A 23,111-nucleotide genomic window follows, 5' to 3' on the forward strand; every position below is an offset into this window, starting at 1 on the left:
GAAAGGGGTTTGAACAATGGGAATCGTGTGGACCATTCTGGTTGGCCTGGTAATCGGCGTCATCGCCAAGTTCCTGCACCCCGGCAAGGATAATATGGGGTTCATTGCCACAATCCTGCTTGGCGTCGGCGGCTCGTTCGTGGCCGGCATGGTTGGCCAGGCTCTGGGCTGGTACCGGGCTGGCGAGGGCGCCGGATTCGTCGCATCCGTGGTTGTCGCCATCGTTCTGCTGGTGGTCTATGGCCGTCTGCGCGACAAGGCTCCGCAATGAACCGGGCTCTCATCATGCTGATCGTCGGCTGCCTGGCCGCGGCGACTGCCCAGGCGGGCGCGCTGGTCGATCTCTCGGCCAACGCCAGCCGCCCGGCCGCCAATGACATGGTGCGCGCCAGCGTGTATAGCGAGGCCAGCGGCAAGAATCCGGCTGAACTGGCCCAACGCGTGAACGCCGATGTTGCCGAGGCCCTCAAACTGATTCGCAGCAAGCCTGGCATCTCGGTCAAGAGTGGCCAGCAGTCGACCTACCCGGTATACGGTCAGGCGCAAAAGATCGACGGTTGGCGCATGCGCAGCGAACTGGTTCTTGAATCGAAGGATCAGGGCGGCGTTTCGGAGTTGCTCGGCAAGCTGCAGCAAATGCGCCTGGCAGTCGGCGAAGTCAGCTTGCTGCCGTCGCCCGAAACCCGGCGCAAGGTCGAAGATGAAGCCACTCGTGAGGCCATTGTCGCCTTCCAGAGTCGTGCCGCGGTGATCGCCGATCAGCTTGGCAAGAGCTGGAAGATCAAGCAACTGAACGTTCAGCAGGGCGGCGGCATGCCCATGCCGATGATGCGCGCTGCCCGTGACGTGATGATGGTGGCAGAGGCAGCGCCGGCTCCGCTGGAGGCCGGCGAAAGCCTGGTCACGACCAATGTTAGCGGGCAGATTGAACTGGCCGACTGAATGTGCCCGCATTGAACTTGAAACCCAACGCCCTTTGGGGCTGTTGCTACGGTCAACCGGAAATTTCGCCCGAATTTGAAATGTCGTGCCTTGCAATTTATATCGGTCAAGTCACTGTTTTGGATAATTTATTTGGCGAGAGGCGGAATAAATTTCTCTGGCTGGCAATGCTCTGTGAATTTGTTCACAGACACCTCGGAACGCGCAGGGCAGAATGAACTCATCGACACAGGAAAACAGGAACATGTCCTTCACCAGCACAAAGGCAACCCCAACGCAAACTGGCAGCAAAGTTGCCAGCAAGGGGAATGCTCATGCTGGCGAAATCGATCTGTCGGTATTCAGCCTTCGCGACACCTTGAGCAACATCACGGTTCGTGAAGCAAACTTCAGCGAGTTTCTCTCGGCGCTCAAGCAGTTTGGCTCGCCCGCTACAAAGCAGTAAATTCGCCGGGCGGCGAAGGCAAGCGGGATGGTGCCCATGGGCAGGATCGAACTGCCGACCTCTCCCTTACCAAGGGAGTGCTCTACCACTGAGCCACATGGGCAACCTGATGCTCCTGACGGGGTCAAAGTAACCGCAGAACAGGCTGTGGTTACTCAATTTCTTCCGATTTGATCTTTTGGATACCGTCGAAATACCGTCAATTGCTATGCGCCTGGGTGTCCAAAGAATTTCTGGATACCTGTAACGCGACTGGTGATCACGTTCAAGCGGGGCGCATTGTAACAGCGTAGTGGCCGCCGTGTTTGGCAAATTTAATGTTTGAGACGCTATGTTGCGTCAGGGATGGTCGTCCGTGATCGTTTCTAACGGACGGCGACTTCTCGAGCATGTTCCCCGCGCCTTTGTATCGTTCGCTGGGTTAGATGCCGTTATTTCATGGAGCCACTTCGCTCCTTGCCAAGTTACGGTCTCAATTTGGTCGAAAGATGCCAGCCTGGTATGTGTGCCAGCCAACAGACGTTGAACTTGGTCGGAGTAGCCTTGGTGCCAACTGCCGAAAGGGCGGGTGTGGTAACGGGGAAAATTATGAGCAAGAAGATGGCTGCCCTTGTGCTGGCCTGGCTGGCGGGGTCTGCGATGGCCGTCGAGCCTTTGACGGGATGTGCCGACGAAGCAGATGATCGCCTGCGACTGGCCTGCTACGACAACGCCTACAAGCGACTGAAAGCCGGGAGCGAACCGATCAGTGATGCCCAGGTCGATGCGCAGGTGGTCACCAGCGACAGCCAGCGCGAATCGTCGAATATGTCGAAAATATGGGAGCTTGGCCCTGCCGACAAACGCAACACCTTTGTCGTACGCACCTATCTGCCCAACTTCCTGCTGCCCATGCATTACACGTCGAACCTGAACCGTACACCGCACAGCCCGACGCAGCCGGCCAGTGCGGGCAACCGGGACTACCGCAGCGTCGAGGCCAAACTGCAAATTTCCCTGCGCGCCAAAATTGCGGAAGACCTGCTGTTGCCGGGTGCCGATCTGTGGGCTGCGTATACCCAGCACTCACTTTGGCAGCTGTGGGACTCCGGCGATTCATCACCATTTCGCAGCACTGATTACCAGCCGGAAATGATCTATGTCGTCCCCGTTCCAGAGAAAATCGGAAAACTGCCGCTGGGCTGGAACCTGCGCATGCTGCAGGTGGGCTTTGCCCACCAGTCGAACGGGCAGACCGACCCGCTTTCCCGGAGCTGGAACAGGATTACCCTGGGCGCCGGTTTCGAGCATGGCGACTTCAGCCTCCAGATTCGTGACAATCAACGAATTCGCGTGCAGGGCAAAGATGACAACCCCGATCTTGTCGATTACATCGGGCGGGGCGAAGTCATCATGGCCTGGTTGCCTGGAACATCCACGCTCGGCTTGACCTGGCGGACCAATTACGATTCGCTGAGTCGCGGCTCGCTGCAACTCGACTGGACCCATCCGGTGTTCGCCGATCAACCTGCCGGCCTGCGTTGGTATGTGCAATTGTTCCATGGCTACGGCGAGACCCTGCTTGATTACAACCATCGGCAGACCAGCCTCGGGCTGGGGCTGACGCTGTTCCAGTTTTAAGGGATCGAAAGTGCGCGCCCGGTCACCAAGCCGGCACCCTGAAATGCACCGGACCACGCGCATCGGCTGGCTGCGTGCGGCCGTCCTCGGCGCCAATGACGGCATCGTCTCCACGGCCAGCCTTATCCTCGGTGTCGCCGCCGCCGGAGCCGATGCCAAGGCCATCCTGATTGCCGGCGTTGCCGGGCTGGTGGCGGGTGCTTCTTCGATGGCGGCTGGCGAGTATGTTTCGGTCAGTTCCCAGTCGGATACTGAGCGCGCCGATCTGGCGCGCGAAAGCGAGGAGCTGGCGACCGATCCGGTCCGTGAGCATGCAGAAATGGCTGCCATCTACGTCAAGCGGGGCCTCGATCCAGCACTTGCCCAGGTCGTCGCCACGCAATTGACGGCGCACGATGCACTGGGCACACACGCCCGCGATGAGTTGGGAATTACGGATACCACAACGGCTCGGCCCCTGCAGGCGGCGCTGACCTCTGCAGCGACGTTTTCGCTGGGCGCTGCATTGCCCTTATTGATCGTGCTGCTCGCCCCGGTTACCTGGCTGGCCTGGGCTGTAGCCGGAAGTGCGCTGCTGTTTCTTGCCCTGCTCGGTGCCATTGCCGCAGCTACCGGTGGCGCGCCGGTCTTGTCCGCAACCTTCCGGGTGACGCTGTGGGGAGCGCTGGCGATGGCGATTACCGCCGGCGTTGGTGCCTTGTTTGGGGTCAGCGCCTGAGTTTTTGCAGCAAAGGCGATCAGATTTTCCTTATGTGCGCCAACGGACAGATGGGGCAGCACCGAGCCCATAAGCTGAATTCATCCGAACCCATCGCAGTTAATTCTGCGGAGAGTCGCTGCCGCAGTCACGCTGCGCGATTCTGGTGAAGACAGCGGCATCACCTGTCGCGGTGAAAGAATCAATCCCATCGAGGAACAACATGAACAAGCTCAATATCAATGTCGTCGCACTCGCAGTCGCTCTGGCTTTCAGCACCGGCGCATTGGCTGAAGGCATGTCAAAAACCGATTACAAGGCCGCCAAAGAAAAAATCGCGGCCGAGTACAAGACCGCCAAGACCACCTGTGGTTCGCTGTCCGGCAACGCCAAGGATGTCTGCGCGGTTGAAGCCAAGGGTAAGGAAAAGGTCGCTGAAGCCGAACTGAAGGCTGCCTACGAGCCGACGCAGAAGCACAGCTACGAAGCCCGCGTCGCCAAGGCCGAGGCTGATCGCGACGTGGCAGTCGAAAAGTGCGACGACCTGGCCGGCAATGCCAAGGATGTCTGCGTCAAGGAAGCCAAGGCAGCAGAAACCACAGCCAAGGCTGACGCCAAGGCACAAATGAAGACCTCCGAAGCAAATACCACGGCTGGCGAAAAGACGGCTGATGCACGTAGCGATGCCAGCAAGAAGGGTACTGAAGCCCGCAAGGACGCCGCTGAAGACAAGAGCGATGCCAACTATGCCGTGGCCAAGGAAAAGTGCGACACCTTTTCGGGTGCTGCCAAGGACTCTTGCCTGAGCCAGGCCAAGGCGCGTTTCAACAAGTAATAGCTGACGCCAGTACAGGCGTCAGACAAGATCGTTCCAAGGAGTCAGTTCCATGAAAAATATGCAGAGAGTCTCGCTCAACGCTGTCGTCGTGGCCGCCTTGCTCAGTCTGGGCGCCTGTTCCGGCATGTCGTCGCAAGGGCAGAATACCGCGGTTGGCGCCGGTGTCGGCGCCATCGGTGGCGCTGTATTAACCGGCGGCAGTGCTGCCGGAACCGTCGGTGGTGCTGTCGTTGGTGGTGTCATCGGTCACGAAGTTGCCAAATAAGGGAGCGTGATCAGACGCGATGCGCTCGGCCGGATCGGTCGGGGCATCCATTGATGGCGTAATCAAGGAGAAGCAAATGATCAAAACAGGAAAAACACTGAGCGCAGCGGTCATGTTGGCTGCGCTGCTCGTCGCTCTGAGTGGTTGCCAGAAGAAGGAAGGTCCGGTCGAGCAGGCTGGCAAGAAGGTTGATCAGGCGGCGGAAAAGGTCGGTCAGGAAGTCGAAAAGGCCGGCGACAAGATTCAGGATGCTGCACAGGGTGACAAGAAATAACGCGGCATCGGACAAAGGAGTTTCACCATGAATTTCAACCTGTTACTGCTGGCAGTAGTGCTGGGCGGCGTCTCGGTTCCGGCACGAGCTGCCGATGTCGGGGTGTCGGTCACGCTCGGCCAGCCCGGCTTTTATGGCCGAATCGACATTGGTGACTATCCGCGGCCGCAATTGCTCTATTCGCAGCCCCGAATGATCCGGCGCGGTCCGTCCGGGCGCCAGCCGATCTACCTGCATGTGCCACCGGGCCATGCCAAAAACTGGCGCCGGCATTGCGCAGCCTACAATGCCTGTGACGAACGGGTCTATTTCGTTCGGGAGCGCTGGTACAACGATCAGTATGTTCCGCGTTATCAGGAACGCAATCGTCATCGTCAGGACAATCGGTATGATGGACGACGTGACGATCATCGTGGAAACGACCGGGATGATCGGCATCGGGGTGGCAATGACCGTGGACAGAATCGCTGAGGTGAAACCATGAACAGTCTTACGAAAAATGGCGGAAGGCGTTTTCCGATCCGCCTGGCGATAGTCGCGCTGGTTGCCGCTCTGGGATCTTCCGCTGTGCTTGCGGCCGACCCCGAAAATGCCGTAAAAACCAAATCCGAAATCAGCCAAGGGGCCGATGTTTCCTTGCTGAGCGGTGGCGTCGGCGACGAAGCCATGAGCGAAATGCGCGCGGTAGCGACGGCCTATAACGTTCAAGTCTTGCTGACCGGTCGGGATGGCCACTATCTGGCGGCGATTCCCTTTACAGTCAGCCGTCGCAACGGCATGGTGCTAGCTTCCGGCGTGACCGAAGGGCCACTGCTTTACGTGAAACTGCCGGCCGGCCGCTATCAAATTGCCGTTCAAATAGACGGGGCGTGGCAAACCCGGCACATTCGGGTTTCAGCGTCGGGAAACACGACAAAGCTGCGCTTTGTCGCCAAGGGCGAATAAATATTCCACCGGTTTGACCGGCCGCTCGGCAAATTGCCGTCGGCCGAAAAGGGGTGAAAAGGCCCCTCCATCGCATGATCAGCTTTAATCGCCACCTCTGGCTGCGTTTTCGCAAAATTGCCGCGCCTTACTGGTCCAGCGATGAAAAGTGGCAAGCCAGACGCCTGCTCGTTTTGCTGATTTTGCTACTGCTCGGGCAGACCGGCTTTGCCGTTCTGTTCAACGAACAGACGGGCGAATTCACGTCGGCGTTGGCGGCGAAGGACATCGACCGTTTCTGGCTTTCCATTCAGGTAAGCCTGGGCATCCTGGTTGTCGGGGTGCCCGTTTTCGGTTTTTATTACTATGTCCGCGACCGTCTCGCGCTGCATTGGCGGCGCTGGCTGACGCGGGACTTTCTCGGCGAATACTTCAGCCATCGCGCCTATTACGAACTGAATGCCAGCGCCGATATTGACAATCCGGATCAACGGATTGCCGAGGACATCAATACCTTCACCCAGCGCTCACTGCAGTTCCTGATGGTGCTGTTCGGCGCGTTGCTTCAGCTCATTGCATTCTCCGGCGTGCTGTGGGCCATTTCGCGGGAGTTGGTCGCCTTCCTGCTCATTTATGCGGCGGCTGGCACGGCGGTGACGCTGCTGGTTTTCGGCAAAATCCTGATCGGGCTCAACTTCTATCAGCTCAAGCGCGAAGCCAATTTTCGTTTCAGCCTGGTCCGCATTCGTGAAAACGCTGAAGCCATCGCCTTCTATCGCGGCGAGGGGCGGGAGGCCAAGCAGGTTGGCGGGTTTTTCAACGATATCTTCGAGAACCTCAGCAAACTAATCGGGGTACAACTGAAACTGAATCTGTTCCAGTTCGCCTACAGCTTTCTGACCGTCGTACTGCCCAGCGCCATCATTGCCGAGCGGGTCATCTCAGGTGAACTTGAAGTCGGCCGTGCCGTTCAGGCCGCTGGTGCCTTCGCCGCCATCCTCAGTGCGCTGACTGTGATCATCGACAACTTCGACAACCTGAGCAAGTTCGCGGCGGGAATCGAACGTCTCGACACCTTCCAAAAGTATCTTGTCGCCAGTGGCGGCCCATCTTCGCCGGGGGAACGGGTCATCCGCTTTGCGGTTGGCCCCGAACTGTCCATCGAAAATCTGACGCTGCGGACACCCAATCACGAGCGCACCTTGCTCAAGAATCTGTCGCTCAATATCAGTCCGGGGCAGGGCGTGCTGATCGTCGGCCCGAGCGGCTGCGGCAAGAGTTCGCTGCTGCGCGCCATTGCCGGGCTTTGGCACTCGGGAAGCGGCCGCATTATCGGGCCGGATAGCACGGAAATGCTGTTTCTTCCGCAACGGCCCTACATGGTCCAGGGCAGTTTGCGCCAGCAGTTGCTCTATCCGAACGGGCATATGGCCCCGACCGATGAGGTGCTGCTGGAGGTGCTGAAACAGGTCAATCTGCCCGATATCGCCACCCATTTTGACGGCTTGGACGCCGAACTCGACTGGAGCAAGGTGTTGTCTGTCGGCGAACAGCAACGCGTGGCCTTCGCCCGCGTCCTGCTCATCGGGCCGCGCTACGCCATTCTCGACGAGGCGACCAGCGCCCTCGATATCGCCAACGAAGAGAGTCTGTATGAACAGTTGGCGGCGACAAGCACGACGTTGATCAGCGTCGGCCATCGGCCATCCATCCTGAAATATCACCAGCAGGTCCTGGAACTGAGCGGCGATGGCGACTGGAAACTGTATGCCGCAAGCGATTATCGATTTGAATGATTTTGTCGCTGGCGCGGTAGTGCTTTGTGCGCCACCGAACGGAGATGGCAAACTCATCCGGGTACTTTGAACCGGTAACTCCCGGTGCTTGCTTGGCTGCCAAGCGGATGGGCTCTCGTTTAATGGCCAGGAGGAATTCACATGAAATATTCAAACATCTTCGCAGCGGTATTGGCTGCACTGGCGATCAGCGCCTGCGACAAACCGGCCGTCGTGACGCCCACCGTGGTTACAGTCCCGGTGCCCGGACCCGCCGGCCCAACAGGTGCCACCGGCTCGACCGGCATGACCGGACAGACGGGTTCAAGCGGGGCGACCGGATCGACTGGCGACACCGGAGCAACTGGTTCAAGCGGTGGAACCGGGGCGACCGGTGCAGCCGGCGAGCCAGGAAAACCCGGTGGCGAAACGGTTGTTGTCGTTCCGCCAGCGCCAGCGCGCTGAGCATCCGTTAAGCCAAGCCAGATAACGACAGCGAAAGGGCAATTGCTCTTTTGCTGCCGTGGGCGGGAGATGGATTCATGCTTTGCCTGAGTCGCGTACATTCTCTGCTGAAGCAGGCCATACCGGCTGCACTTCTGCTGTTTGCTGCAGCCGGTTGCGCCGCACTACCGGATAGCGCGGCCATCATCGAACGGCATTCCGTGCAGGCTGCCCGTTTTGAGAGTGCGCGCGGGGCGATATCGGCGCAGAAAAGTGCTGCCATCATCGCTGACCTGAACAGCAAATCCGGCGATATCGATATTCTCGACAAGCAGATCGCGCTGGAACAAGCCATCGTCGGCAGCCCGCTGATTGTCGGCAACAAGGTCACTTTGCTGCAAGACGGCGCGGCCACCTATGCCGCCATGTTTGCCGCCATCCGGACTGCCCGCGACCATATCAACCTGGAGTCCTACATCATCGAGGACGATGAGATCGGGCGCAAGTTTGCCGACTTGTTGCTGGCGCAGCAGCGACGCGGCATCCAGGTCAATGTCATCTATGACAGTTTCGGCGGTATCAATACGCCTCTGGCCTTTTTCGACCGCTTTCGGGAAGGCGGTATCAATGTGCTTGAATTCAACCCCATCAACCCACTCACCGCCAAAGGCCAATGGCAGTTCAACAATCGTGATCACCGGAAGTTGCTGGTCGTCGACGGGCAGATCGCATTTATTGGCGGTATCAATATCAGCGAAGTTTATTCGTCGATACCGGGCTCCAGGCGTGCCAAAAAGACTGCTGAAAGTGCAATCGCCTGGCGCGATACCGATTTGCAAATCGAGGGGCCGGTGGTCGCTGAGCTACAGAAACTGTTCATCGAAACCTGGGCCAAACAGCATGGCAAGCCGCTGTTGAAAAAAGACTATTTTCCCCGGTTGACCGCACAAGGCAAGGATATCGTCCGTGCCATCGGCAGCACGCCGGACGACCCGTATAGCCTGATCTACCTGACTTTGATCTCGGCCATCGGTAATGCCGAAAAAGACATCTATCTGACCAACGCGTACTTCGTTCCTGATCCTCAACTGCGCAAGGCCTTGAGCGATGCAGCTGGGCGTGGCGTGAATGTGAACCTGATATTGCCCAGCAGGTCAGACTCGAAAATAGTCTTTCATGCCGGCCGCTCAAACTATTCCAGCCTTCTCAAGGCCGGGGTCAAAATCCATGAGCGAGGCGGGGCGCTGCTTCATTCCAAAACGGCGCTGATCGATGGTGTCTGGTCCTGTGTTGGTTCAACCAATCTTGACTGGCGCAGCTTTCTCGACAACGACGAGGTCAACGCCGTTGTCCTCGGCCGCGACTTTGCCCAGCAGATGATGCATATGATTGCCAGAGACCTCGCTGCATCGGAAACGATCGTGCTCGAGGAGTGGGAGAGCCGATCCTTGTTGCTACGTATTGAGGAGTGGGGTGCCAGCCTGTTGCAGAGGCTGCTTTAGCGCCAATTCGCCCTGCTCGTCGACCCAAGCCGGAACCCGGGATCTGTGCCCTGGCGTACAGATCGGAAATTGGCGCAGGATCATGATGGTAATCAGTAGCCTTGTTGCTGGCTCATTGACACAATTTTCCGGACACTTAACAGGAGAGTCATCGTGTTGCGTTACGCCATAATATTTTTCATTGTCGCGCTGATTGCTGCGCTATTCGGCTTTACCGGCATCGCAGCCGGTGCCGTTGAAATCGCCAAGATTCTGTTTTTCATATTCATATTGCTGTTTCTGGTATCGCTCGTCATGGGTTTGATGCGACGGAAGTGATCCACTTGAATACAACGAGTGAACACCCATTGGCCGTTCTTTGTGTGAATGTTGCTGGTGAAACGAGCTTGCTGCGGAGTCTTGGCGACCCCGAAGGCATGTATGTGATTGAACGCTGTGCCAAACGCATTCGGCGCTCCGTAGAAACCCACGGTGGTCGCCTGGTCGATTACCAGGGCAGCAAGTTGATGGCTTTCTTTGGTAGCGGCGCTGCGGCGTTCAAATCGGCTCTCGATATACATCACCGGGTGGCGGAGTTGCCGCCGCATTCCGGATTTCCAGTGGCAGTCGGGGTTGGTCTATGCGCCGGACACCAGGCCAAGGAAGGGCGCTATTTCCCGGCCGAAGGGGATAATCCTGCAGCCAACCTGTCGGTCATCGCGCCGCCTGGTCGAATCATGCTTGGCGTCCCCAGGCGAGCCAAGCTTTTCCCCTGGCTGGAACTGGCCGGGAACAGAGTGCCGGAGGTCGAACTCAATTGTGGCAAGCGGCGCCTGGGGGTCTTTCAGGTTCCTGCACAGGAACCAGCCCAGATGGCGTTAAGCCTGGCCCTTGCCGATGCCGTGGGTGGTGCGGGGCGGCTCCGACTGCGCTTTCGTGGCGTCGAGACAATGCTTGACGAGAGCCAACCAGTTACCCGGATCGGTCGCCTGCCAGAAAGTGATCTGATCGTTCGATCGACCCGCTGTTCCCGCGAGCACGGCAGGATCGAGCGACGTCTCGACCGCTTTGTTTTTGTGGACAAGAGCACAAATGGCACTTTCGTGACATTTGATGAACAGGCCGAGATGTTGGTTCATCACAAGGAAATTCTCCTGTTTGGCCGTGGCATGCTCAGCTTTGGTGTGCCAGCCTCAGCCAAGGGTGCTGAAATCATGCGATTTCAGACGATGGGACTCGTTGAATAGCCGATTCCGATAAGAGACCCGCTCAAGAGCCGCCCACATCCCGTGTTGGTCGCCACCTCGCTGGGTGTCGCGCTGCTCGGTGCCGTGCTGCCGTTCTCGCCGGTGGGAGGCTACTTCGGATTGGTGCCCCTGCCAGTCAGGTTCTATCTCATCCTTGCGGGCATGGCGCTGGCTTATCTGGTTGTCGTTGAAATTGCCAAGCGTGGCTTTAATCGATGGCAGGCTGTCCCGCGCTGAGCGATGGCTGGTCATTTGTAGATATCGCTTGAGGCGAATATTCGCCACTACATGATTTGATTTTTGGCTGTTTTTTCCGGTTGACCGTAGCAATCCCGGTCAACCGCGGGATTCATTGCTGTCACGATGTTGCCCGTGATCGAACCGGGTTTCTCATGGTGTTTTCTCCGGAATACTGACACGGGGAAAGTTGTCTTTCCCCGTGTCAGATCACCACGAAATCAGCGCGTCGGCGGGACGACTACGATAGTGCTACCGTTGGTCGTTGTGCCAGTCGAGCCCGTCTTTCCCTTCGCTCCCGTCGCGCCGGTATTCCCCTGATTCCCGGTCGCACCGGTATCGCCGACGGCGCCAGTGTTGCCTTGTGTGCCTGTTTCGCCCTGGGCACCGGTATATCCGGTATTGCCCTGGTTGCCGGTTGAGCCCTTGGCGCCGGTGCTGCCCGTGCTGCCGGTATTGCCTGTATTACCGGTGCTGCCTGTACTGCCACGTTCGCCTTGGGGGCCTGCCGGTCCGGTACAAGCGCCCAAACCGAAGGCGGCGATGATCAGGATTGTGCTGAGTGATTTATTCATGATTTTTCCTCTTGTGTCATACGCGGCCGAAAAGCCGCATACCCCAGCGTGATTGAGGGAAAGGGCAAGGTCTGTTGGCTGGCACGCACAGCCTGAATCTGATCGCTGTCGCTTGGTGCCAAAGTCTAAATACGATTTTCACCAGTGTTCGCCAGCACACTGACTGCCTTCCGGTTGCAGGGTTTGATAGCCCATCACGACATGGGGGGGCCGGCATGCTTTATTCAATTGACCTTATCGCGGCAGGCAGCCTCGTTATTGACCACATGCTTCCGGCGATCATGTTGTTCTTGGCGCTCGCTCTGGCCATCGTATTCATCGACTGAAAGGAAACCTCCATGAACCAGAAACCGAAAGAAACGCCGCCCAAATCCGGGCAAGCGTTGCCTTCCTATTCGGAGGAAGTGATCAAGCAGAAACAGAAGGCCGAACAACGCGAGATCGCCGGTCGGCACAGGAATAGCGGTGCCAAGGATCACAAGGGTGCTCGTTAGGCCGGGCAAGTTTTTTTGCCATGTGTGTGCAAGCGAACCGAGTCGCCGATTCGGTCCATGGAATATGAGCATCACGGCATAGCACTGGTTGGCGTTGCAGTAGCAAGTAAACGATATCAGCGCAAATTCGCCGTGCTCAACTATCGATAACCGTGAAAGGTAGACACCATGTTAATCAAACTCGCTGCAAGCATTCTTGTAAGCACTGCACTGATGCTCCCAATGGCCGGCTATACGGCAGATTCAGACAAATCTTCAGCAACCACGATGGTCAAGGACTCGGTCATCACCACCAAGATCAAGGCTGAACTGGCTGCCGAAAAAATGTCCAGCCTTGTCAATATCAGCGTCGATACGGATCACAAGGGCGCCGTGACACTCGGTGGTACGGCCTCCAGCAAGAGCGCCGCAGACAAGGCCGAGTCGATCGCCAAGGCCGTAAAAGGCGTTACTGCAGTCAACAATCAGATCAAGGTCGTGGCGGACAAGTGATCCGCATTTTCTGTGATCAACCCGACGTCCCGGACTGCGACATAGCACCGGGACGTACAAAAAGGAGTTGTGATGAGCGGTTATGTTCAGGATATTGAAAAACTTGCCGTTGAGAATGACGACTTTCGCCAAGTGTTATACACGGCAAAAAATTCCCAGCTCGTCCTGATGTCGCTGAAACCACAGGAAGACATCGGTGCCGAGATTCACAAGGTCGACCAGTTCTTCCGCGTTGAGGAAGGCGCTGGCGAGGCGGTGCTGAATGGCGCCCGGACGCCGATCAAAGCCGGCTTTGCCGTTCTCGTTCCGGCCGGGGTCAATCACAACATCATCAACACCGGCACGGTGCCGCTCAAGCTTTATACGCTCTATGCCCCGCCCAATCATCGCGATGGAGTCATTCACAAAAGCCGTTCGGATGCAGAAGGTGATAGCGAGCATTTCAATGGCAAAACGACCGAGCCAGGGAACATCAAATGAACGCAGCAACAATCAATACCGATCTGGTGAGTGCTGGCCGACTTGGCTCAAGGGTTCTCAGCGCCAGCACGCTTGAGGGCGACGATGTCTATAACCTGCAAGGTGAAAAGCTGGGCGGCATCAAGGAGTTCATGCTGGATATCGAGAACGGCAAGGTGCGTTATGTCGTGATGTCTTTCGGCGGCTTTCTGAGCCTGGGGGAAAAGCTTTTTGCCGTTCCCTGGGATGCGCTGACTATCGATACCGAAAACAAGCGCTTCCTGATGAATGTCGACAAAGATCGTTTGGAAGATGCGCCGGGCTTCGATCCCGACCACTGGCCGAATATGGCCGATTCTACTTTTGCCGAGCGCGTTAACGCCTACTACGGCACCACTTTCTGACCCTTGATTTCGTCGGCGGCGGATTATCACCCGCCGGGAGAGTCAAGTCGTTCTGCCAGGTTCATGTCGGAGAAGTCACCCAAGGAGAGCAACATGGATGTTGTAGACAACCATCGCGGACGTCAGGAAAGACGCCAGTTTGACTCCGCCTTGCCGGCCGGCCATTTCGACCGGCGTCACATTGTCGAACGGAGACGCCCCGAGATGGAAGTGTTGCGTTTATCCGATCTGGATTGGCAGGCCTTTTTTGGGGATTCGGCCAAGATGTCCGAAAAATCGTCACACAAAATTGCCCAGGAAACTGACGTGTTCAACAAGACGCGTCATGACGAACGGTAACGACGGCGACACTGTCCCTGGCAGTTGAATTGCCGATTGATCGGGAAGTCACTATTCCCACGCTCAGACCCGTTTGATGACGCAGGGCTGATTTGCCTTTGTCCCGGCTCCCAAAAAGCCGGGATTTTTTTGACTTTCGCTCTCCCACGGTCAACCGGAAATTTCGGCCAAAATTGAAATCGCCGGGTTTTCTCCATGTGCGGGCGCAAAAAAAAGCCCGGAACGGCCAAGCCGTCCGGGGCGAAGTACTCAGGGTGTTCATGTAGAGGCGGGGAACCGAACACCCATGGCCATTCTGATATTTATGATAATGGTCTTCTGTCTGGTGGCGCACATAGTGGATTTTTCCAGTCCAGTTTCCGGCGTGTTTTTGGGTGTGATGGCGCACAGATGCGACAGATTCGTTCGGATAGCCTGAACTGTCATCCGTAACCTACGGATCATCCAAAGGAGAACAGACATGGACGAATATCGCCATCACGTATCAGGTTTTTTTGCTCACCGTGCCGAAGCCGAAGGCGCGCTGTCCACTCTCGTTGCGCGCGGACTGCCGCGCGCCCAGCTGCAGCTGTTCGATGCCGAATCCGGACCTGCCGTTACCGAGCTTAAAGGCGAGAACAATGAGGTGCTGACCAATGTCTTGGTCGACGGCGCCATTGGCACGGCAGTGGGCACCGGCATTGGCGCCATTGCCCAACTGGCGCTGGTCGCAGCCAATGTCAGCCTGTTCATTGCCAGCCCGTTGGTGGCCCCGTTGGTCATGCTGGGCTGGGGTGCCAGTCTCGGCGCTTTTGTCGGGGCTGCCGCCGGCGCCAACACCGATGTCGAACGCAAGGAGGGCTGGCTTTCCGATCTGGTCCGCGATGCGATTGCCAGCGGTCAGGTCGTTTTATTGGTCCAGACCAATACGGAGCATGAGACCGAAGTAGCACGGGAAGTCATCAAGGCGGCAGTTGGTGAATTCAAGGATGCCGTCAGCACGGTGTGAATCCGGGTCTGCCCTTCGTGGCCAGCGTTTCGATCAGGAGAGGCAAGACAAAATGAAACTGTTTCATGCAATGAGCTGGTTTGCCGGTTTGGCCTCGCTGTCACTCGCCGCCTGCGGCGAGATGGCAACGCTGCCGGTTTCGGCTGGCAGCGGGCTGCATCCGACGCTGCCACCGCCGGTGCAGACAGTGATACCAACCGTCAATATCGCCCCGGCGACAGGCTGGCCGGCCGCGACCAAGCCGACAGCCGCGCCAGGTACCCGCGTCGCGGCGTTTGCCAACGGCCTGGATCATCCGCGCTGGTTGTATGTGTTGCCCAACGGTGATGTGCTGGTGGCGGAAACCAATGCACCGCCAAAGCCGGATGACGCCAAAGGCATCAAGGGCTGGCTGACGGGCTTGGTGATGAAACGGGCGGGAGCCGGTGTGGCCAGCGCCAACCGCATCACGCTGCTGCGTGACAGCGATGGCGACGGTGTCGCCGATTTTCGCTCGGTTCTGCTCGAAGGCCTGAATTCCCCGTTCGGCATGGCTTTGGTGGGCAACGACCTTTACGTAGCCAACACCGATGCCGTGCTGCGTTTTCCCTATGTCGCCGGCGACACGCTGATCACCGTTCCCGGTCGCAAAGTGGTGGCGCTGCCAGCGGGGCCGATCAATCACCACTGGACCAAGAACCTGATTGCCAGCCTGGATGGAAGCAAGCTTTACGTGACGGTGGGCTCGAACAGCAATGTCGCCGAACGCGGAATGGCAGTCGAGGAAGGCCGGGCAGCGATCTGGGAAGTCGACATCGGCAGCGGCAGGCACCGGGTCTTTGCCTCCGGACTGCGCAATCCGAATGGCCTGGCCTGGGAAAAACAGACCGGCACCTTGTGGACGGTGGCCAATGAGCGCGATGAACTGGGCAGCGATCTGGTTCCCGATTACCTGACTTCAGTCCGTGACGGCGGTTTCTATGGCTGGCCCTACAGCTACTACGGTCAGCATGTCGACGAGCGCGTCACGCCTCAACGTCCCGATCTGGTCGCCAAGGCGATCGCGCCAGATTACGCGCTCGGGCCGCATACCGCTTCGCTCGGTTTGGCATCGTCCTCAGGCACCAGTTTGCCGGCCAGCTTCGCCAGCGGCATGTTTGTCGGTCAGCATGGCTCGTGGAACCGCCAGCCCTACAGCGGCTACAAGGTGGTCTTTGTTCCGTTCGCAAACGGGAAACCGGATGATGGCGCTCTGCCGGTCGATGTGCTGACCGGGTTTCTCGACGGGAAAGGCAACGCCCGCGGTAGACCGGTCGGTGTGGCGCTCGACAAGCACGGCGCCTTGCTGGTGGCCGATGATGTTGGCAATGTGATCTGGCGGGTGACTGCCCAGTGAGCGGCTGGGAACGTCTTTATGCGGTCGGAAACTGTCGTCCCAGACCCAGTTTCGATTTTCCATACCCTTGGGCAAACCACCAGCATCCGCCGGTCAACGCCATCCCGAAAACGAGGTGGGTGACCAGCGTTACCCAGTCACGGGCGACCGAGAACCATGGGAATAGTGCGGTAAATCCGTATAGGTTGATGACGTAAATGCCCAGCCCGTAGAGGGCGCCGACAGTGATGGCTTGCCCGGCAGGCAGGCGCTCGGCGAGCACGGCGGGAAGCAATGCGTAAGCTATCGACAGTGCAAAGTGGATCAGCGTGGCGACAAACAGGATGTCCCACTGGGCGGTCGACGGTGGGGGCAGAACCCCGGGCCCCATGAGCACGGCCGCTGTCAGGCGGGCATCGCGAAAAAGGGTTTCGAGGATGGGCATGCCGGCCAGACCCCACAGGGCGATCTGGGCAACTGTTGCCAGAATGCCGGCGCCAATACCGACAACCAGCAAGATTAACGGATTGATCATCCCACCTTCCCGCATGTGTCCGGGCATTGCCTTGGTCTCATCTTTTTCAGCCATCAAGTCGATATTTTCCTGACCGACCAGCGCCGCATCGAGTCGCCGGGCAAGTCCTTCTCCACCCTGCGTCATGATCCGCACATGGTTGCGAATGAACATCGGACGAGCCAGCGGGGCGAGAAGATTCATCCACCACCGCATGCTGCGGACATGCCATTCGTATTGAACGACGCTGACCTCACCATTGTGGGTAAAAAACCATCGGCCCGTTCCTTCAAGGTCGCCCCGGGCGCTCCCCTCGATTGCTACCCGTGCTTCGATGCGTGTGGCGCGTACTTCGAAAACCACCGGGTAGGGCAGGTCACCCTGCCAGGAATAGCGTCGTATGCTGTCGATGCCATCGCTATCGCCGGGTACCGTCGACTCGACTTTTTCGATGCCCGGCCACCACTCCGGCCAGCGCCCGGAATCGAGTATGGCCTCGTATACATCAGCCAGTGGTGCATCGATGCGCCAGATTGTCAGCAAGTGATATTCAGTCGCTGAGCCTCCGGCGCTTCTCGTTTTCATGAAGGCAGGACCGAATCACCCCTGGCCCGGCGAGCTGACTTTTCCAGTTGCACCAGCGTCTTCAGTAATTTTTCGATAAGTTGCCGGCTTCGTTCATCAGTCAGCACGCCGTTCAGGTCAAAACGATCGGCTGCGTTCCCAATCATGACTTCGGGCTGAACAACGACCGGCATGTCGAGCGCCACCAGAATTTTCCGGAGATCGTATTGGGCCCGGGCGGTGCCGAAGTTGCCGATGGAAACCCCCATGATGGCCGCAGTCTTGCCCTGCCATGCACTTTGACCATGGGGCCTGGTCGCCCAGTCGATGGCGTTTTTCAAGCCACCGGGCACCGAGTAGTTGTACTCCGGGGTAGCGAACAGGATCGCATCGGCAGCCTTGATCTTCTGCTTGAATTCAAGCACGGCGGCCGGTGGTGTCATTTCGTCGTCCTGATTAAAAACCGGAATCCCCCGGAGATTGACTATTTCCAGTGCAACGCCGTCAGGCAGTAATTCCTGTGCTGCCTTCAGGGCGAAAGCGTTGTAGGAGTCTTTGCGCAAACTGCCAACAATTCCCAGAATATTTATCTTGCTCATCTTCTATCCCCCGATATTTAGGCGAAAAGAGAATGCCAGCCGCAATAAAACCGATCTGTGCGGCATCGCACATATGAAACCCAAACGGCCTATATGCGTTGCCGAACGGAAAATGTTTTGTCGGTGACAGATAGTTCAGCAGGCTAGTCATTTGAGCCAATTAAGCGTTACCAGTTCAACAGGAGCCGACTGAATTGTCCTTTTCCGTTTGGGCGCTGGTCGTCGGCGCTCTCCTGATTACCATGGCCCTGGCCGGTTCGCTGATGAAGCGACTTCCGCTCAGTGCCTCCATGTTCTATCTGGCTGTCGGCTACCTGCTGGGGACTGGCGGTTTTGGCTTCATGACCGCCGATCCTCATCTCGTTTCCGGCCTCCTTGAACGGGTTGCTGAAGTCGCGGTGCTGATTTCATTGTTTTCGGTCGGCTTGAAATTGGGCCTGCCGTTCTCCAGCTATCACTGGCACTTGCCCTTGCGGCTGGCGTTTGTCTCGATGACGCTGGTCGTCGGCCTCATCGCACTGGTTGGTTTCTTTTTGCTCGGCATGTCCATTGGCGCAGCAATTCTGCTCGGTGGCATTCTGGCGCCGACCGACCCCGTGCTGGCATCCGACGTCCAGGTCGAGGAAGCGTCTGATCGCGACCGCCTGCGCTTCAGCCTGAGTGGCGAGGGCGGGTTCAATGACGGCGCCGCCTTTCCCTTCGTCATGCTTGGCCTTGGCCTGCTCGGCCTGCACGAACTCGGGGCGTGGGGCTGGCGCTGGCTGGCCATCGACTTGGCCTGGGCCCTGGTCGGCGGGTTGTTTATCGGCGGCCTGCTCGGGACGATGATCGGCCGGCTGGTGATCTATCTGCGAACGCGGCATAAGGAAGCCGTCGGGCTCGACGAATTTCTGGCGCTCGGGCTGGTCGCCCTGGCCTACGGTGTGGCGCAACTGGCCTCAACTTATGGTTTTCTCGCCGTTTTTGCCGCCGGTCTGGCCCTGCAACGGGCCAAGGATCGCTCAGGGTCGCAAAAGGTTCCGAACGAAGGAACGGTCGGCTTGCAGGACAAGGATGCTCATCTCGCCGTGGCAACCCATCCCGATCTGGCCGGCCCTTACCTGATGCAGGCGGTGCGTGGTTTCAACGAACAGCTTGAGCGCATTGCCGAACTGATCATCGTTCTCGCCGTGGGGGCCATGCTGGCTTATATCCATATCGATCCGGAGACGATTGTCTTCCTCGTTCTCCTGTTTTTTGTCCTGCGCCCGGTCTCGGTTTGGCTGGGATTGCTGGGGGCGCAGGTCTCGGGCGATCAGCGGCTGTTGATAGCCTGGTTCGGCATTCGTGGTATCGGTTCGATCTACTACCTGATGTTTGCCCTGAATCACGGACTTACCGGTTCCTTGGCTGATCAGGCGATCAATCTCACCCTTTCGGCCGTCGCCGCATCGATCATCGTGCACGGCATTTCGGTAACGCCTTTGATGTCGCTTTACGCCCGGCGGCAGGCCGGCAAGAGCCGCCGATCCGATTCAGGGAACCGACGCCATGACATTCGCTGATTGGCCGGCTTCAGCATCGACCAGCAGGCAGGCATCGTTGCGTACGGCATGGGCAATGGGCAGCCTGGCATCCTGCTGCCAGGCGAGCAGGGCGGATGATTTTTCTGCTCCGGTGACCAGTACCAGTTGTTTGCGGCAAGCGCGCAAGGTCTGGAAGTTCAGGCTGACGCGCTCGCCGGGCGGCTTTGGCGCCCCGTGTACGGCAATCACCGGGGCAATGTGGTCGCCATTCGTTGAAAACAGGCTGGCGGTGTGCCCATCTTCTCCCATGCCGAGCAGCACGAGATCAAAGGGCTGCCGGTCGACAACCAGTGTTGAATATTCGGCCGCCGCCCGTACTGCACCGAGTTCGGCCGGAATGGGGTGAATCTGGCTGGCCGGTATCGCCACGGGTGATAGCCAGGCGTCGTGTGCCATGCGTGAGTTGCGGCCGGGGTGGTCGGCCGGCAGGCAACGCTCGTCACTCCAGAATATTTCCCAGGCGCTCCAGTCTTGAACCATTCCGGCGAGCATTTCGTAGGTTCGTTGCGGCGTATTGCCACCGGCCAGGACGATGCGAAATGTCTGGCGCTCACGGAGCGTAGCGTCGGCCTCAGCGATGATGATGCGGCAGGCCTGAGCGGCGACATCTTCCGGTTTTGGCAATATTTTGCTGTTGACCGGAAGCATCAGCATTCGCCTTCGGGTTTGCCGTTGCAACTCAGCGTCTGGCGCCATTCCCGGTCAGACTGACCAAAAATCCGGTCCGCTGCTTTCGGTCCCCAGCTGCCGGCCGGATATTGCAAAGGCGGATGCTCGTCGTCGGCCCAGCCGCGCATGAAAGGATCGACGATGCTCCACGCCGCCTTGACCTCGTCATAGCGCAGGAAGAGCGACCTATTGCCTTGAATGACATCGATCAGCAATTCTTCGTAAGCGTCGGCCATGCGTTCGCCGGGATTGCCGACCGAGGCATCCATCGAAATCTGACGGGTCCGCGTTTCCTGGCCGGGCACCTTGGCGGAAATTTCCATCTGCACCACGTCGTCCGGCTGAATGCCGATCAGCAACCAGTTCGGATGCACGGCGGAGGCACCGGTTCCCTGAAAAAGCTGCATCGGCGGTTCGCGAAAACGCACGGCAACCATCGAACGGCGCTCCTTGAGGCGCTTGCCGGTGCGCAGATAGAAGGGCACGTCGCGCCAGCGCCAGTTATCCACGTAGAGCTTGAGGGCGGCGTAGGTCTCGGTATGGCTGCCGGCGGCGACGCCGGCTTCCTGCTGGTAGCCGGCATACTGGGCGCGCACGGCATGGGTGGCCAGTTGTGACGGGTCAAGCGGGCGAATCGAGCGCAGCACCTTGACCTTTTCGTCACGCAGCGCTTCGGCCTCGAGTGATACCGGCGGTTCCATGGCCAGCAGGGCGAGCACCTGCAACAGGTGGCTCTGGATCATGTCGCGCGTCGCCCCGCCATGCCGGTCGTAGTAGTCAGCTCGCCCGTCCAGTCCGATGGTTTCGGCGTGGGTGATTTGAACCTGATCGATGTAATGGCGGTTCCACAGCGGTTCCAGGATCATGTTGGCAAAACGCAGGACCAGCACGTTCTGTACTGATTCCTTTCCGACGTAATGATCGATGCGGTAAATCTGCTCTTCGTCCAGGCGTGTGTTGAGTTCATGCTGCAAGTCGCGGGCCGATTGCAGGTCGTGGCCGAAGGGCTTTTCGATGACCATCCGTCGCCAGCCAGTGTGCTCTGCCAGCAAACCAGCCTGGGCCAGCCCGACGGTGATCGGCACATAGAGTTCAGGGCTGACCGAGAGATAGAAAATCACGTTGTTGCCGCATTCGCTGGTCCCCATCCAAGCGCCCAGCGCCTGATAGAAGGCGGCGTCATCGAGGTTGCCGGCAAGATAGTCGAGGCGCTGGAGAAAACTGTCGAGCGGCCCGGTATCCGATACTTGCAGATGCTTTCCTACCTCGGCCCGCCAACTATCCTGTCCAAACGGCGTCCGCCCACAGCCGAGAATACGGACGTCGGGCGCCAGGTGACCCAGGCTGTGCAACTGGTACAAGGCAGGCAGGAGCTTGGCCATCGCCAGATTGCCGGTCGCCCCGAAGATGACGTAAGCGTGCGATTCGCTGGCGCAACTCATGACGCGATCTCTTCGCCACCATCGCCCAACCAACGGGTGTGAAAGTGGTTCGACTCGTCGCCGTCGGTACGCTGGTAGGTATGCGAGCCAAAGAAATCCCGCTGTGCCTGAATGATGTTGGCCGAGCCGTTGGCGCAACGATAGCCGTCGTAGAACGAGAGGGCCGAACTCAATGCCGGTGCCGCTACCCCATGCTTGACAGCGAGCATCACCGCCAGACGCCAGCCAGCTTCCGAGGCTTTGACTTCAGCCACAAAAAACGGGTCCTGTAGAAGGCTGGGTGGCATTGGCTCACGGTCAAAGCTGTTCTTGATGTCGGCCAGAAAGCGGCTGCGGATGATGCAGCCGGCGCGCCAGAGCAGGGCGATGTCACCAAACGGCAAGGCCCAGCCGTTGGTTTTGGCAGCGGCTTGCATGAGCATGAAGCCCTGGGTGTAGGAGACCAGTTTCGCGGCGTACAAAGCATCGTGCAGCGCGTCGAGATACATCGATCTTTCCGACTCCGGTACGAGCGTCGGCACGCTGCCGAGCAGCGCCGCCGCCGCAACCCGTTCGGACTTGAGCGCCGACAGCATGCGGGCATGGACGGCTTCGCTGATCAGGGTCAGCGGCACTGCATTGTCGAGGGCATCATGGGCGGTCCACACACCGGTGCCTTTATTTCCGGCCATGTCGAGAATCCGCTCAACAAGCGGGCTGCCGTCGCGGTCGCGCTGACGCAATATGCGGGCGGTGATTTCGATCAGATAGGATTCAAGCCGACCGCCATTCCAGGCCGCGAAGCAGTCGGCCATCTCATCGTGGCTTAGGCCGATGGCGTGTTGCATGAGGTGGCACACTTCGGCGATCAACTGCATATCGCCGTACTCAATGCCGTTGTGAATCATCTTGACGTAATGGCCGGCCCCGCCATCGCCCAGCCACTGGCAGCACGGCACGCCATCAACCTGGGCGGCGATGGCCTGGAACATGTCGCGGATGACGGGCCAGGCAGCGGCAGCGCCGCCGGGCATCAGTGACGGCCCGAAGCGGGCGCCGTCCTCGCCACCGGAAACACCCATGCCGACGAAATGTATGCCCCAGGCGGCCAGCTCAAGCCAGCGGCGATTGCTGTCCTGATAGTTCGAGTTGCCGCCGTCGATCAGGATGTCGCCGGGTTCCAGCAAGGGCTGCAGTTGTTCGATGACCGCCTCGACCGCACGACCGGCAGTCACCATGAGCAGAATCACACGGGGCGAGCCAAGCTGGCTGACCAACTGGTGAAAGTTGTCGGTTACCGCAAAGGCCCGGCCTTGACCGTGCTCGTGGATGAATTGAGATGTAACGGCGCTCGTCCGGTTGTACACGCTCACGCGGTAGCCCTTGTCGCTCAGGTTGAGCGCCAGATTGGCACCCATCACGCCAAGGCCAATGATGCCGATGTCTGATTTGGTCATGCCAGCGCCTACTTTCATGTAGTTTCGT

Annotated in this window: 30 protein-coding genes and 1 tRNA gene; 24 read left to right on the forward strand and 7 right to left on the reverse strand. The window is 58.6% G+C overall.

Annotated elements, in window-relative coordinates:
* The first annotated feature begins 16 nt into the window (after window positions 1-16).
* The 3 genes from WBK19_RS00450 (at window position 17) to WBK19_RS00460 (ending at window position 1,387) form a co-directional block, all read left to right on the forward strand.
* Window positions 17-271, forward strand: a complete 255-nt coding sequence (locus WBK19_RS00450; protein ID WP_511285912.1) for a GlsB/YeaQ/YmgE family stress response membrane protein — start codon at window positions 17-19, stop codon at window positions 269-271.
* Window positions 268-942: an SIMPL domain-containing protein gene (locus tag WBK19_RS00455; RefSeq protein ID WP_511285914.1), complete on the forward strand. Its 675-nt coding sequence runs from the start codon at window positions 268-270 to the stop codon at window positions 940-942. The genes WBK19_RS00450 and WBK19_RS00455 overlap by 4 nt, the downstream gene beginning before the upstream one ends.
* A 244-nt stretch (window positions 943-1,186) precedes the next feature.
* Window positions 1,187-1,387, forward strand: a complete 201-nt coding sequence (locus WBK19_RS00460; RefSeq protein ID WP_511285916.1) for a hypothetical protein — start codon at window positions 1,187-1,189, stop codon at window positions 1,385-1,387.
* 28 nt (window positions 1,388-1,415) lie between these two features.
* Here the strand turns inward: WBK19_RS00460 and WBK19_RS00465 are convergent.
* Window positions 1,416-1,490: transfer RNA gene (locus WBK19_RS00465), tRNA-Thr, on the reverse strand.
* A 485-nt stretch (window positions 1,491-1,975) separates the two neighbouring features.
* Between WBK19_RS00465 and WBK19_RS00470 the strand changes: the two genes are divergently transcribed.
* From WBK19_RS00470 to WBK19_RS00530, 13 genes are all read left to right on the forward strand, one after another.
* Window positions 1,976-3,007 carry a phospholipase A gene (locus WBK19_RS00470; protein WP_511285918.1) on the forward strand — a complete coding sequence of 344 codons (1,032 nt, stop codon included), beginning with the start codon at window positions 1,976-1,978 and terminating at the stop codon, window positions 3,005-3,007.
* Window positions 3,008-3,050: 43 nt separating this feature from the next.
* Window positions 3,051-3,725 carry a VIT1/CCC1 transporter family protein gene (locus WBK19_RS00475; protein ID WP_511285920.1) on the forward strand — a complete coding sequence of 225 codons (675 nt, stop codon included), beginning with the start codon at window positions 3,051-3,053 and terminating at the stop codon, window positions 3,723-3,725.
* 202 nt (window positions 3,726-3,927) lie between these two features.
* Window positions 3,928-4,539 carry a hypothetical protein gene (locus WBK19_RS00480; protein ID WP_511285922.1) on the forward strand — a complete coding sequence of 204 codons (612 nt, stop codon included), beginning with the start codon at window positions 3,928-3,930 and terminating at the stop codon, window positions 4,537-4,539.
* Window positions 4,540-4,591: 52 nt separating this feature from the next.
* On the forward strand, window positions 4,592-4,807 hold the full coding sequence (locus tag WBK19_RS00485) for a YMGG-like glycine zipper-containing protein (protein ID WP_511285924.1): 216 nt from the start codon (window positions 4,592-4,594) through the stop codon (window positions 4,805-4,807).
* A 76-nt stretch (window positions 4,808-4,883) separates the two neighbouring features.
* On the forward strand, window positions 4,884-5,081 hold the full coding sequence (locus WBK19_RS00490) for a hypothetical protein (RefSeq protein WP_511285926.1): 198 nt from the start codon (window positions 4,884-4,886) through the stop codon (window positions 5,079-5,081).
* A gap of 27 nt (window positions 5,082-5,108) precedes the next feature.
* Window positions 5,109-5,552 carry a hypothetical protein gene (locus tag WBK19_RS00495; RefSeq protein WP_511285928.1) on the forward strand — a complete coding sequence of 148 codons (444 nt, stop codon included), beginning with the start codon at window positions 5,109-5,111 and terminating at the stop codon, window positions 5,550-5,552.
* Window positions 5,553-5,561: 9 nt separating this feature from the next.
* On the forward strand, window positions 5,562-6,026 hold the full coding sequence (locus WBK19_RS00500; RefSeq protein ID WP_511285930.1) for a hypothetical protein: 465 nt from the start codon (window positions 5,562-5,564) through the stop codon (window positions 6,024-6,026).
* Between the two features lie 74 nt (window positions 6,027-6,100).
* On the forward strand, window positions 6,101-7,801 hold the full coding sequence (locus WBK19_RS00505; RefSeq protein WP_511285932.1) for an ABC transporter ATP-binding protein/permease: 1,701 nt from the start codon (window positions 6,101-6,103) through the stop codon (window positions 7,799-7,801).
* A 141-nt stretch (window positions 7,802-7,942) separates the two neighbouring features.
* Complete coding sequence (locus WBK19_RS00510) at window positions 7,943-8,245, forward strand: hypothetical protein (RefSeq protein ID WP_511285934.1); 303 nt, start codon at window positions 7,943-7,945, stop codon at window positions 8,243-8,245.
* A 77-nt stretch (window positions 8,246-8,322) separates the two neighbouring features.
* A complete protein-coding gene (gene cls, locus WBK19_RS00515) occupies window positions 8,323-9,726 on the forward strand; it encodes a cardiolipin synthase (protein WP_511285935.1) in 1,404 nt (467 codons plus the stop codon).
* Between the two features lie 153 nt (window positions 9,727-9,879).
* On the forward strand, window positions 9,880-10,044 hold the full coding sequence (locus WBK19_RS00520; RefSeq protein ID WP_511285937.1) for a DUF1328 domain-containing protein: 165 nt from the start codon (window positions 9,880-9,882) through the stop codon (window positions 10,042-10,044).
* Between the two features lie 257 nt (window positions 10,045-10,301).
* Window positions 10,302-10,952 (forward strand): FHA domain-containing protein, encoded by a 651-nt coding sequence (locus WBK19_RS00525; protein ID WP_511286275.1) that lies wholly within the window; start codon window positions 10,302-10,304, stop codon window positions 10,950-10,952.
* 9 nt (window positions 10,953-10,961) lie between these two features.
* Window positions 10,962-11,189: a cation transporting ATPase C-terminal domain-containing protein gene (locus tag WBK19_RS00530; RefSeq protein ID WP_511286277.1), complete on the forward strand. Its 228-nt coding sequence runs from the start codon at window positions 10,962-10,964 to the stop codon at window positions 11,187-11,189.
* A gap of 221 nt (window positions 11,190-11,410) precedes the next feature.
* Here the strand turns inward: WBK19_RS00530 and WBK19_RS00535 are convergent, their stop codons facing one another.
* A complete protein-coding gene (locus WBK19_RS00535; RefSeq protein WP_511285939.1) occupies window positions 11,411-11,764 on the reverse strand; it encodes a collagen-like protein in 354 nt (117 codons plus the stop codon).
* A 338-nt stretch (window positions 11,765-12,102) separates the two neighbouring features.
* Here WBK19_RS00535 and WBK19_RS00540 point away from each other — a divergent pair, with 338 nt between their 5' ends.
* The 7 genes from WBK19_RS00540 to WBK19_RS00570 all read left to right on the forward strand — a co-directional run bounded on the left by WBK19_RS00540 (window position 12,103) and on the right by WBK19_RS00570 (window position 16,315).
* Complete coding sequence (locus WBK19_RS00540) at window positions 12,103-12,258, forward strand: hypothetical protein (protein WP_511285941.1); 156 nt, start codon at window positions 12,103-12,105, stop codon at window positions 12,256-12,258.
* A 168-nt stretch (window positions 12,259-12,426) separates the two neighbouring features.
* Window positions 12,427-12,750 (forward strand): BON domain-containing protein, encoded by a 324-nt coding sequence (locus tag WBK19_RS00545; RefSeq protein ID WP_511285943.1) that lies wholly within the window; start codon window positions 12,427-12,429, stop codon window positions 12,748-12,750.
* Window positions 12,751-12,822: 72 nt separating this feature from the next.
* Window positions 12,823-13,230, forward strand: coding sequence for a cupin domain-containing protein (locus WBK19_RS00550; RefSeq protein ID WP_511285945.1), 408 nt, complete (start codon window positions 12,823-12,825; stop codon window positions 13,228-13,230).
* Window positions 13,227-13,613, forward strand: coding sequence for a PRC-barrel domain-containing protein (locus tag WBK19_RS00555; protein ID WP_511285947.1), 387 nt, complete (start codon window positions 13,227-13,229; stop codon window positions 13,611-13,613). The genes WBK19_RS00550 and WBK19_RS00555 overlap by 4 nt, the downstream gene beginning before the upstream one ends.
* 93 nt (window positions 13,614-13,706) lie before the next feature.
* Window positions 13,707-13,952 carry a hypothetical protein gene (locus tag WBK19_RS00560; protein WP_511285949.1) on the forward strand — a complete coding sequence of 82 codons (246 nt, stop codon included), beginning with the start codon at window positions 13,707-13,709 and terminating at the stop codon, window positions 13,950-13,952.
* Between the two features lie 460 nt (window positions 13,953-14,412).
* The gene (locus tag WBK19_RS00565; protein WP_511285951.1) at window positions 14,413-14,940 is read left to right on the forward strand and encodes a hypothetical protein; all 528 of its coding nucleotides are present in this window, start codon (window positions 14,413-14,415) and stop codon (window positions 14,938-14,940) included.
* A gap of 52 nt (window positions 14,941-14,992) precedes the next feature.
* On the forward strand, window positions 14,993-16,315 hold the full coding sequence (locus tag WBK19_RS00570; protein WP_511285953.1) for a PQQ-dependent sugar dehydrogenase: 1,323 nt from the start codon (window positions 14,993-14,995) through the stop codon (window positions 16,313-16,315).
* A gap of 16 nt (window positions 16,316-16,331) precedes the next feature.
* On the opposite strand, the gene WBK19_RS00575 is transcribed toward WBK19_RS00570, so the two are convergent.
* Window positions 16,332-17,351 (reverse strand): SRPBCC family protein, encoded by a 1,020-nt coding sequence (locus WBK19_RS00575; protein ID WP_511285955.1) that lies wholly within the window; start codon window positions 17,349-17,351, stop codon window positions 16,332-16,334.
* Between the two features lie 38 nt (window positions 17,352-17,389).
* Complete coding sequence (locus WBK19_RS00580; protein WP_511285957.1) at window positions 17,390-17,971, reverse strand: NADPH-dependent FMN reductase; 582 nt, start codon at window positions 17,969-17,971, stop codon at window positions 17,390-17,392.
* Between the two features lie 194 nt (window positions 17,972-18,165).
* Between WBK19_RS00580 and WBK19_RS00585 the strand changes: the two genes are divergently transcribed.
* The gene (locus WBK19_RS00585) at window positions 18,166-19,515 is read left to right on the forward strand and encodes a cation:proton antiporter (protein ID WP_511285959.1); all 1,350 of its coding nucleotides are present in this window, start codon (window positions 18,166-18,168) and stop codon (window positions 19,513-19,515) included.
* Here the strand turns inward: WBK19_RS00585 and pgl are convergent.
* From pgl to gnd, 3 genes are read right to left on the reverse strand one after another with little or no spacing between them, the layout of a single operon-like run.
* The gene (pgl, locus tag WBK19_RS00590) at window positions 19,486-20,184 is read right to left on the reverse strand and encodes a 6-phosphogluconolactonase (RefSeq protein WP_511285961.1); all 699 of its coding nucleotides are present in this window, start codon (window positions 20,182-20,184) and stop codon (window positions 19,486-19,488) included. The genes WBK19_RS00585 and pgl overlap by 30 nt on opposite strands.
* A complete protein-coding gene (zwf, locus tag WBK19_RS00595; RefSeq protein WP_511285963.1) occupies window positions 20,184-21,647 on the reverse strand; it encodes a glucose-6-phosphate dehydrogenase in 1,464 nt (487 codons plus the stop codon). Before zwf ends, pgl begins: the two co-directional genes overlap by 1 nt.
* Window positions 21,644-23,083, reverse strand: coding sequence for a decarboxylating NADP(+)-dependent phosphogluconate dehydrogenase (gene gnd / locus WBK19_RS00600; RefSeq protein ID WP_511285965.1), 1,440 nt, complete (start codon window positions 23,081-23,083; stop codon window positions 21,644-21,646). The genes zwf and gnd overlap by 4 nt, the downstream gene beginning before the upstream one ends.
* Window positions 23,084-23,111 lie beyond the last annotated feature (28 nt).

This window comes from Azonexus sp. (assembly GCF_049652925.1).
Classification (GTDB): Bacteria; Pseudomonadota; Gammaproteobacteria; order Burkholderiales; family Rhodocyclaceae; genus Azonexus.

What these genes read in the sequence shown, in the direction of transcription:
- WBK19_RS00470 (WP_511285918.1), top strand. Translation starts at nt 1,976, where the DNA reads ATGAGCAAGAAGATGGCTGCCCTTGTGCTGGCCTGGCTGGCGGGGTCT.
- WBK19_RS00570 (WP_511285953.1), top strand. Translation starts at nt 14,993, where the DNA reads ATGAAACTGTTTCATGCAATGAGCTGGTTTGCCGGTTTGGCCTCGCTG.
- gnd (WP_511285965.1), bottom strand. Translation starts at nt 23,083, where the DNA reads ATGACCAAATCAGACATCGGCATCATTGGCCTTGGCGTGATGGGTGCC.
- WBK19_RS00495 (WP_511285928.1), top strand. Translation starts at nt 5,109, where the DNA reads ATGAATTTCAACCTGTTACTGCTGGCAGTAGTGCTGGGCGGCGTCTCG.
- WBK19_RS00475 (WP_511285920.1), top strand. Translation starts at nt 3,051, where the DNA reads ATGCACCGGACCACGCGCATCGGCTGGCTGCGTGCGGCCGTCCTCGGC.
- WBK19_RS00545 (WP_511285943.1), top strand. Translation starts at nt 12,427, where the DNA reads ATGTTAATCAAACTCGCTGCAAGCATTCTTGTAAGCACTGCACTGATG.
- WBK19_RS00535 (WP_511285939.1), bottom strand. Translation starts at nt 11,764, where the DNA reads ATGAATAAATCACTCAGCACAATCCTGATCATCGCCGCCTTCGGTTTG.
- WBK19_RS00460 (WP_511285916.1), top strand. Translation starts at nt 1,187, where the DNA reads ATGTCCTTCACCAGCACAAAGGCAACCCCAACGCAAACTGGCAGCAAA.
- WBK19_RS00455 (WP_511285914.1), top strand. Translation starts at nt 268, where the DNA reads ATGAACCGGGCTCTCATCATGCTGATCGTCGGCTGCCTGGCCGCGGCG.
- WBK19_RS00450 (WP_511285912.1), top strand. Translation starts at nt 17, where the DNA reads ATGGGAATCGTGTGGACCATTCTGGTTGGCCTGGTAATCGGCGTCATC.
- WBK19_RS00490 (WP_511285926.1), top strand. Translation starts at nt 4,884, where the DNA reads ATGATCAAAACAGGAAAAACACTGAGCGCAGCGGTCATGTTGGCTGCG.
- WBK19_RS00480 (WP_511285922.1), top strand. Translation starts at nt 3,928, where the DNA reads ATGAACAAGCTCAATATCAATGTCGTCGCACTCGCAGTCGCTCTGGCT.
- WBK19_RS00555 (WP_511285947.1), top strand. Translation starts at nt 13,227, where the DNA reads ATGAACGCAGCAACAATCAATACCGATCTGGTGAGTGCTGGCCGACTT.
- pgl (WP_511285961.1), bottom strand. Translation starts at nt 20,184, where the DNA reads ATGCTTCCGGTCAACAGCAAAATATTGCCAAAACCGGAAGATGTCGCC.
- WBK19_RS00560 (WP_511285949.1), top strand. Translation starts at nt 13,707, where the DNA reads ATGGATGTTGTAGACAACCATCGCGGACGTCAGGAAAGACGCCAGTTT.
- WBK19_RS00550 (WP_511285945.1), top strand. Translation starts at nt 12,823, where the DNA reads ATGAGCGGTTATGTTCAGGATATTGAAAAACTTGCCGTTGAGAATGAC.
- WBK19_RS00485 (WP_511285924.1), top strand. Translation starts at nt 4,592, where the DNA reads ATGAAAAATATGCAGAGAGTCTCGCTCAACGCTGTCGTCGTGGCCGCC.
- cls (WP_511285935.1), top strand. Translation starts at nt 8,323, where the DNA reads ATGCTTTGCCTGAGTCGCGTACATTCTCTGCTGAAGCAGGCCATACCG.
- WBK19_RS00500 (WP_511285930.1), top strand. Translation starts at nt 5,562, where the DNA reads ATGAACAGTCTTACGAAAAATGGCGGAAGGCGTTTTCCGATCCGCCTG.
- WBK19_RS00565 (WP_511285951.1), top strand. Translation starts at nt 14,413, where the DNA reads ATGGACGAATATCGCCATCACGTATCAGGTTTTTTTGCTCACCGTGCC.
- WBK19_RS00580 (WP_511285957.1), bottom strand. Translation starts at nt 17,971, where the DNA reads ATGAGCAAGATAAATATTCTGGGAATTGTTGGCAGTTTGCGCAAAGAC.
- zwf (WP_511285963.1), bottom strand. Translation starts at nt 21,647, where the DNA reads ATGAGTTGCGCCAGCGAATCGCACGCTTACGTCATCTTCGGGGCGACC.
- WBK19_RS00540 (WP_511285941.1), top strand. Translation starts at nt 12,103, where the DNA reads ATGAACCAGAAACCGAAAGAAACGCCGCCCAAATCCGGGCAAGCGTTG.
- WBK19_RS00505 (WP_511285932.1), top strand. Translation starts at nt 6,101, where the DNA reads ATGATCAGCTTTAATCGCCACCTCTGGCTGCGTTTTCGCAAAATTGCC.
- WBK19_RS00510 (WP_511285934.1), top strand. Translation starts at nt 7,943, where the DNA reads ATGAAATATTCAAACATCTTCGCAGCGGTATTGGCTGCACTGGCGATC.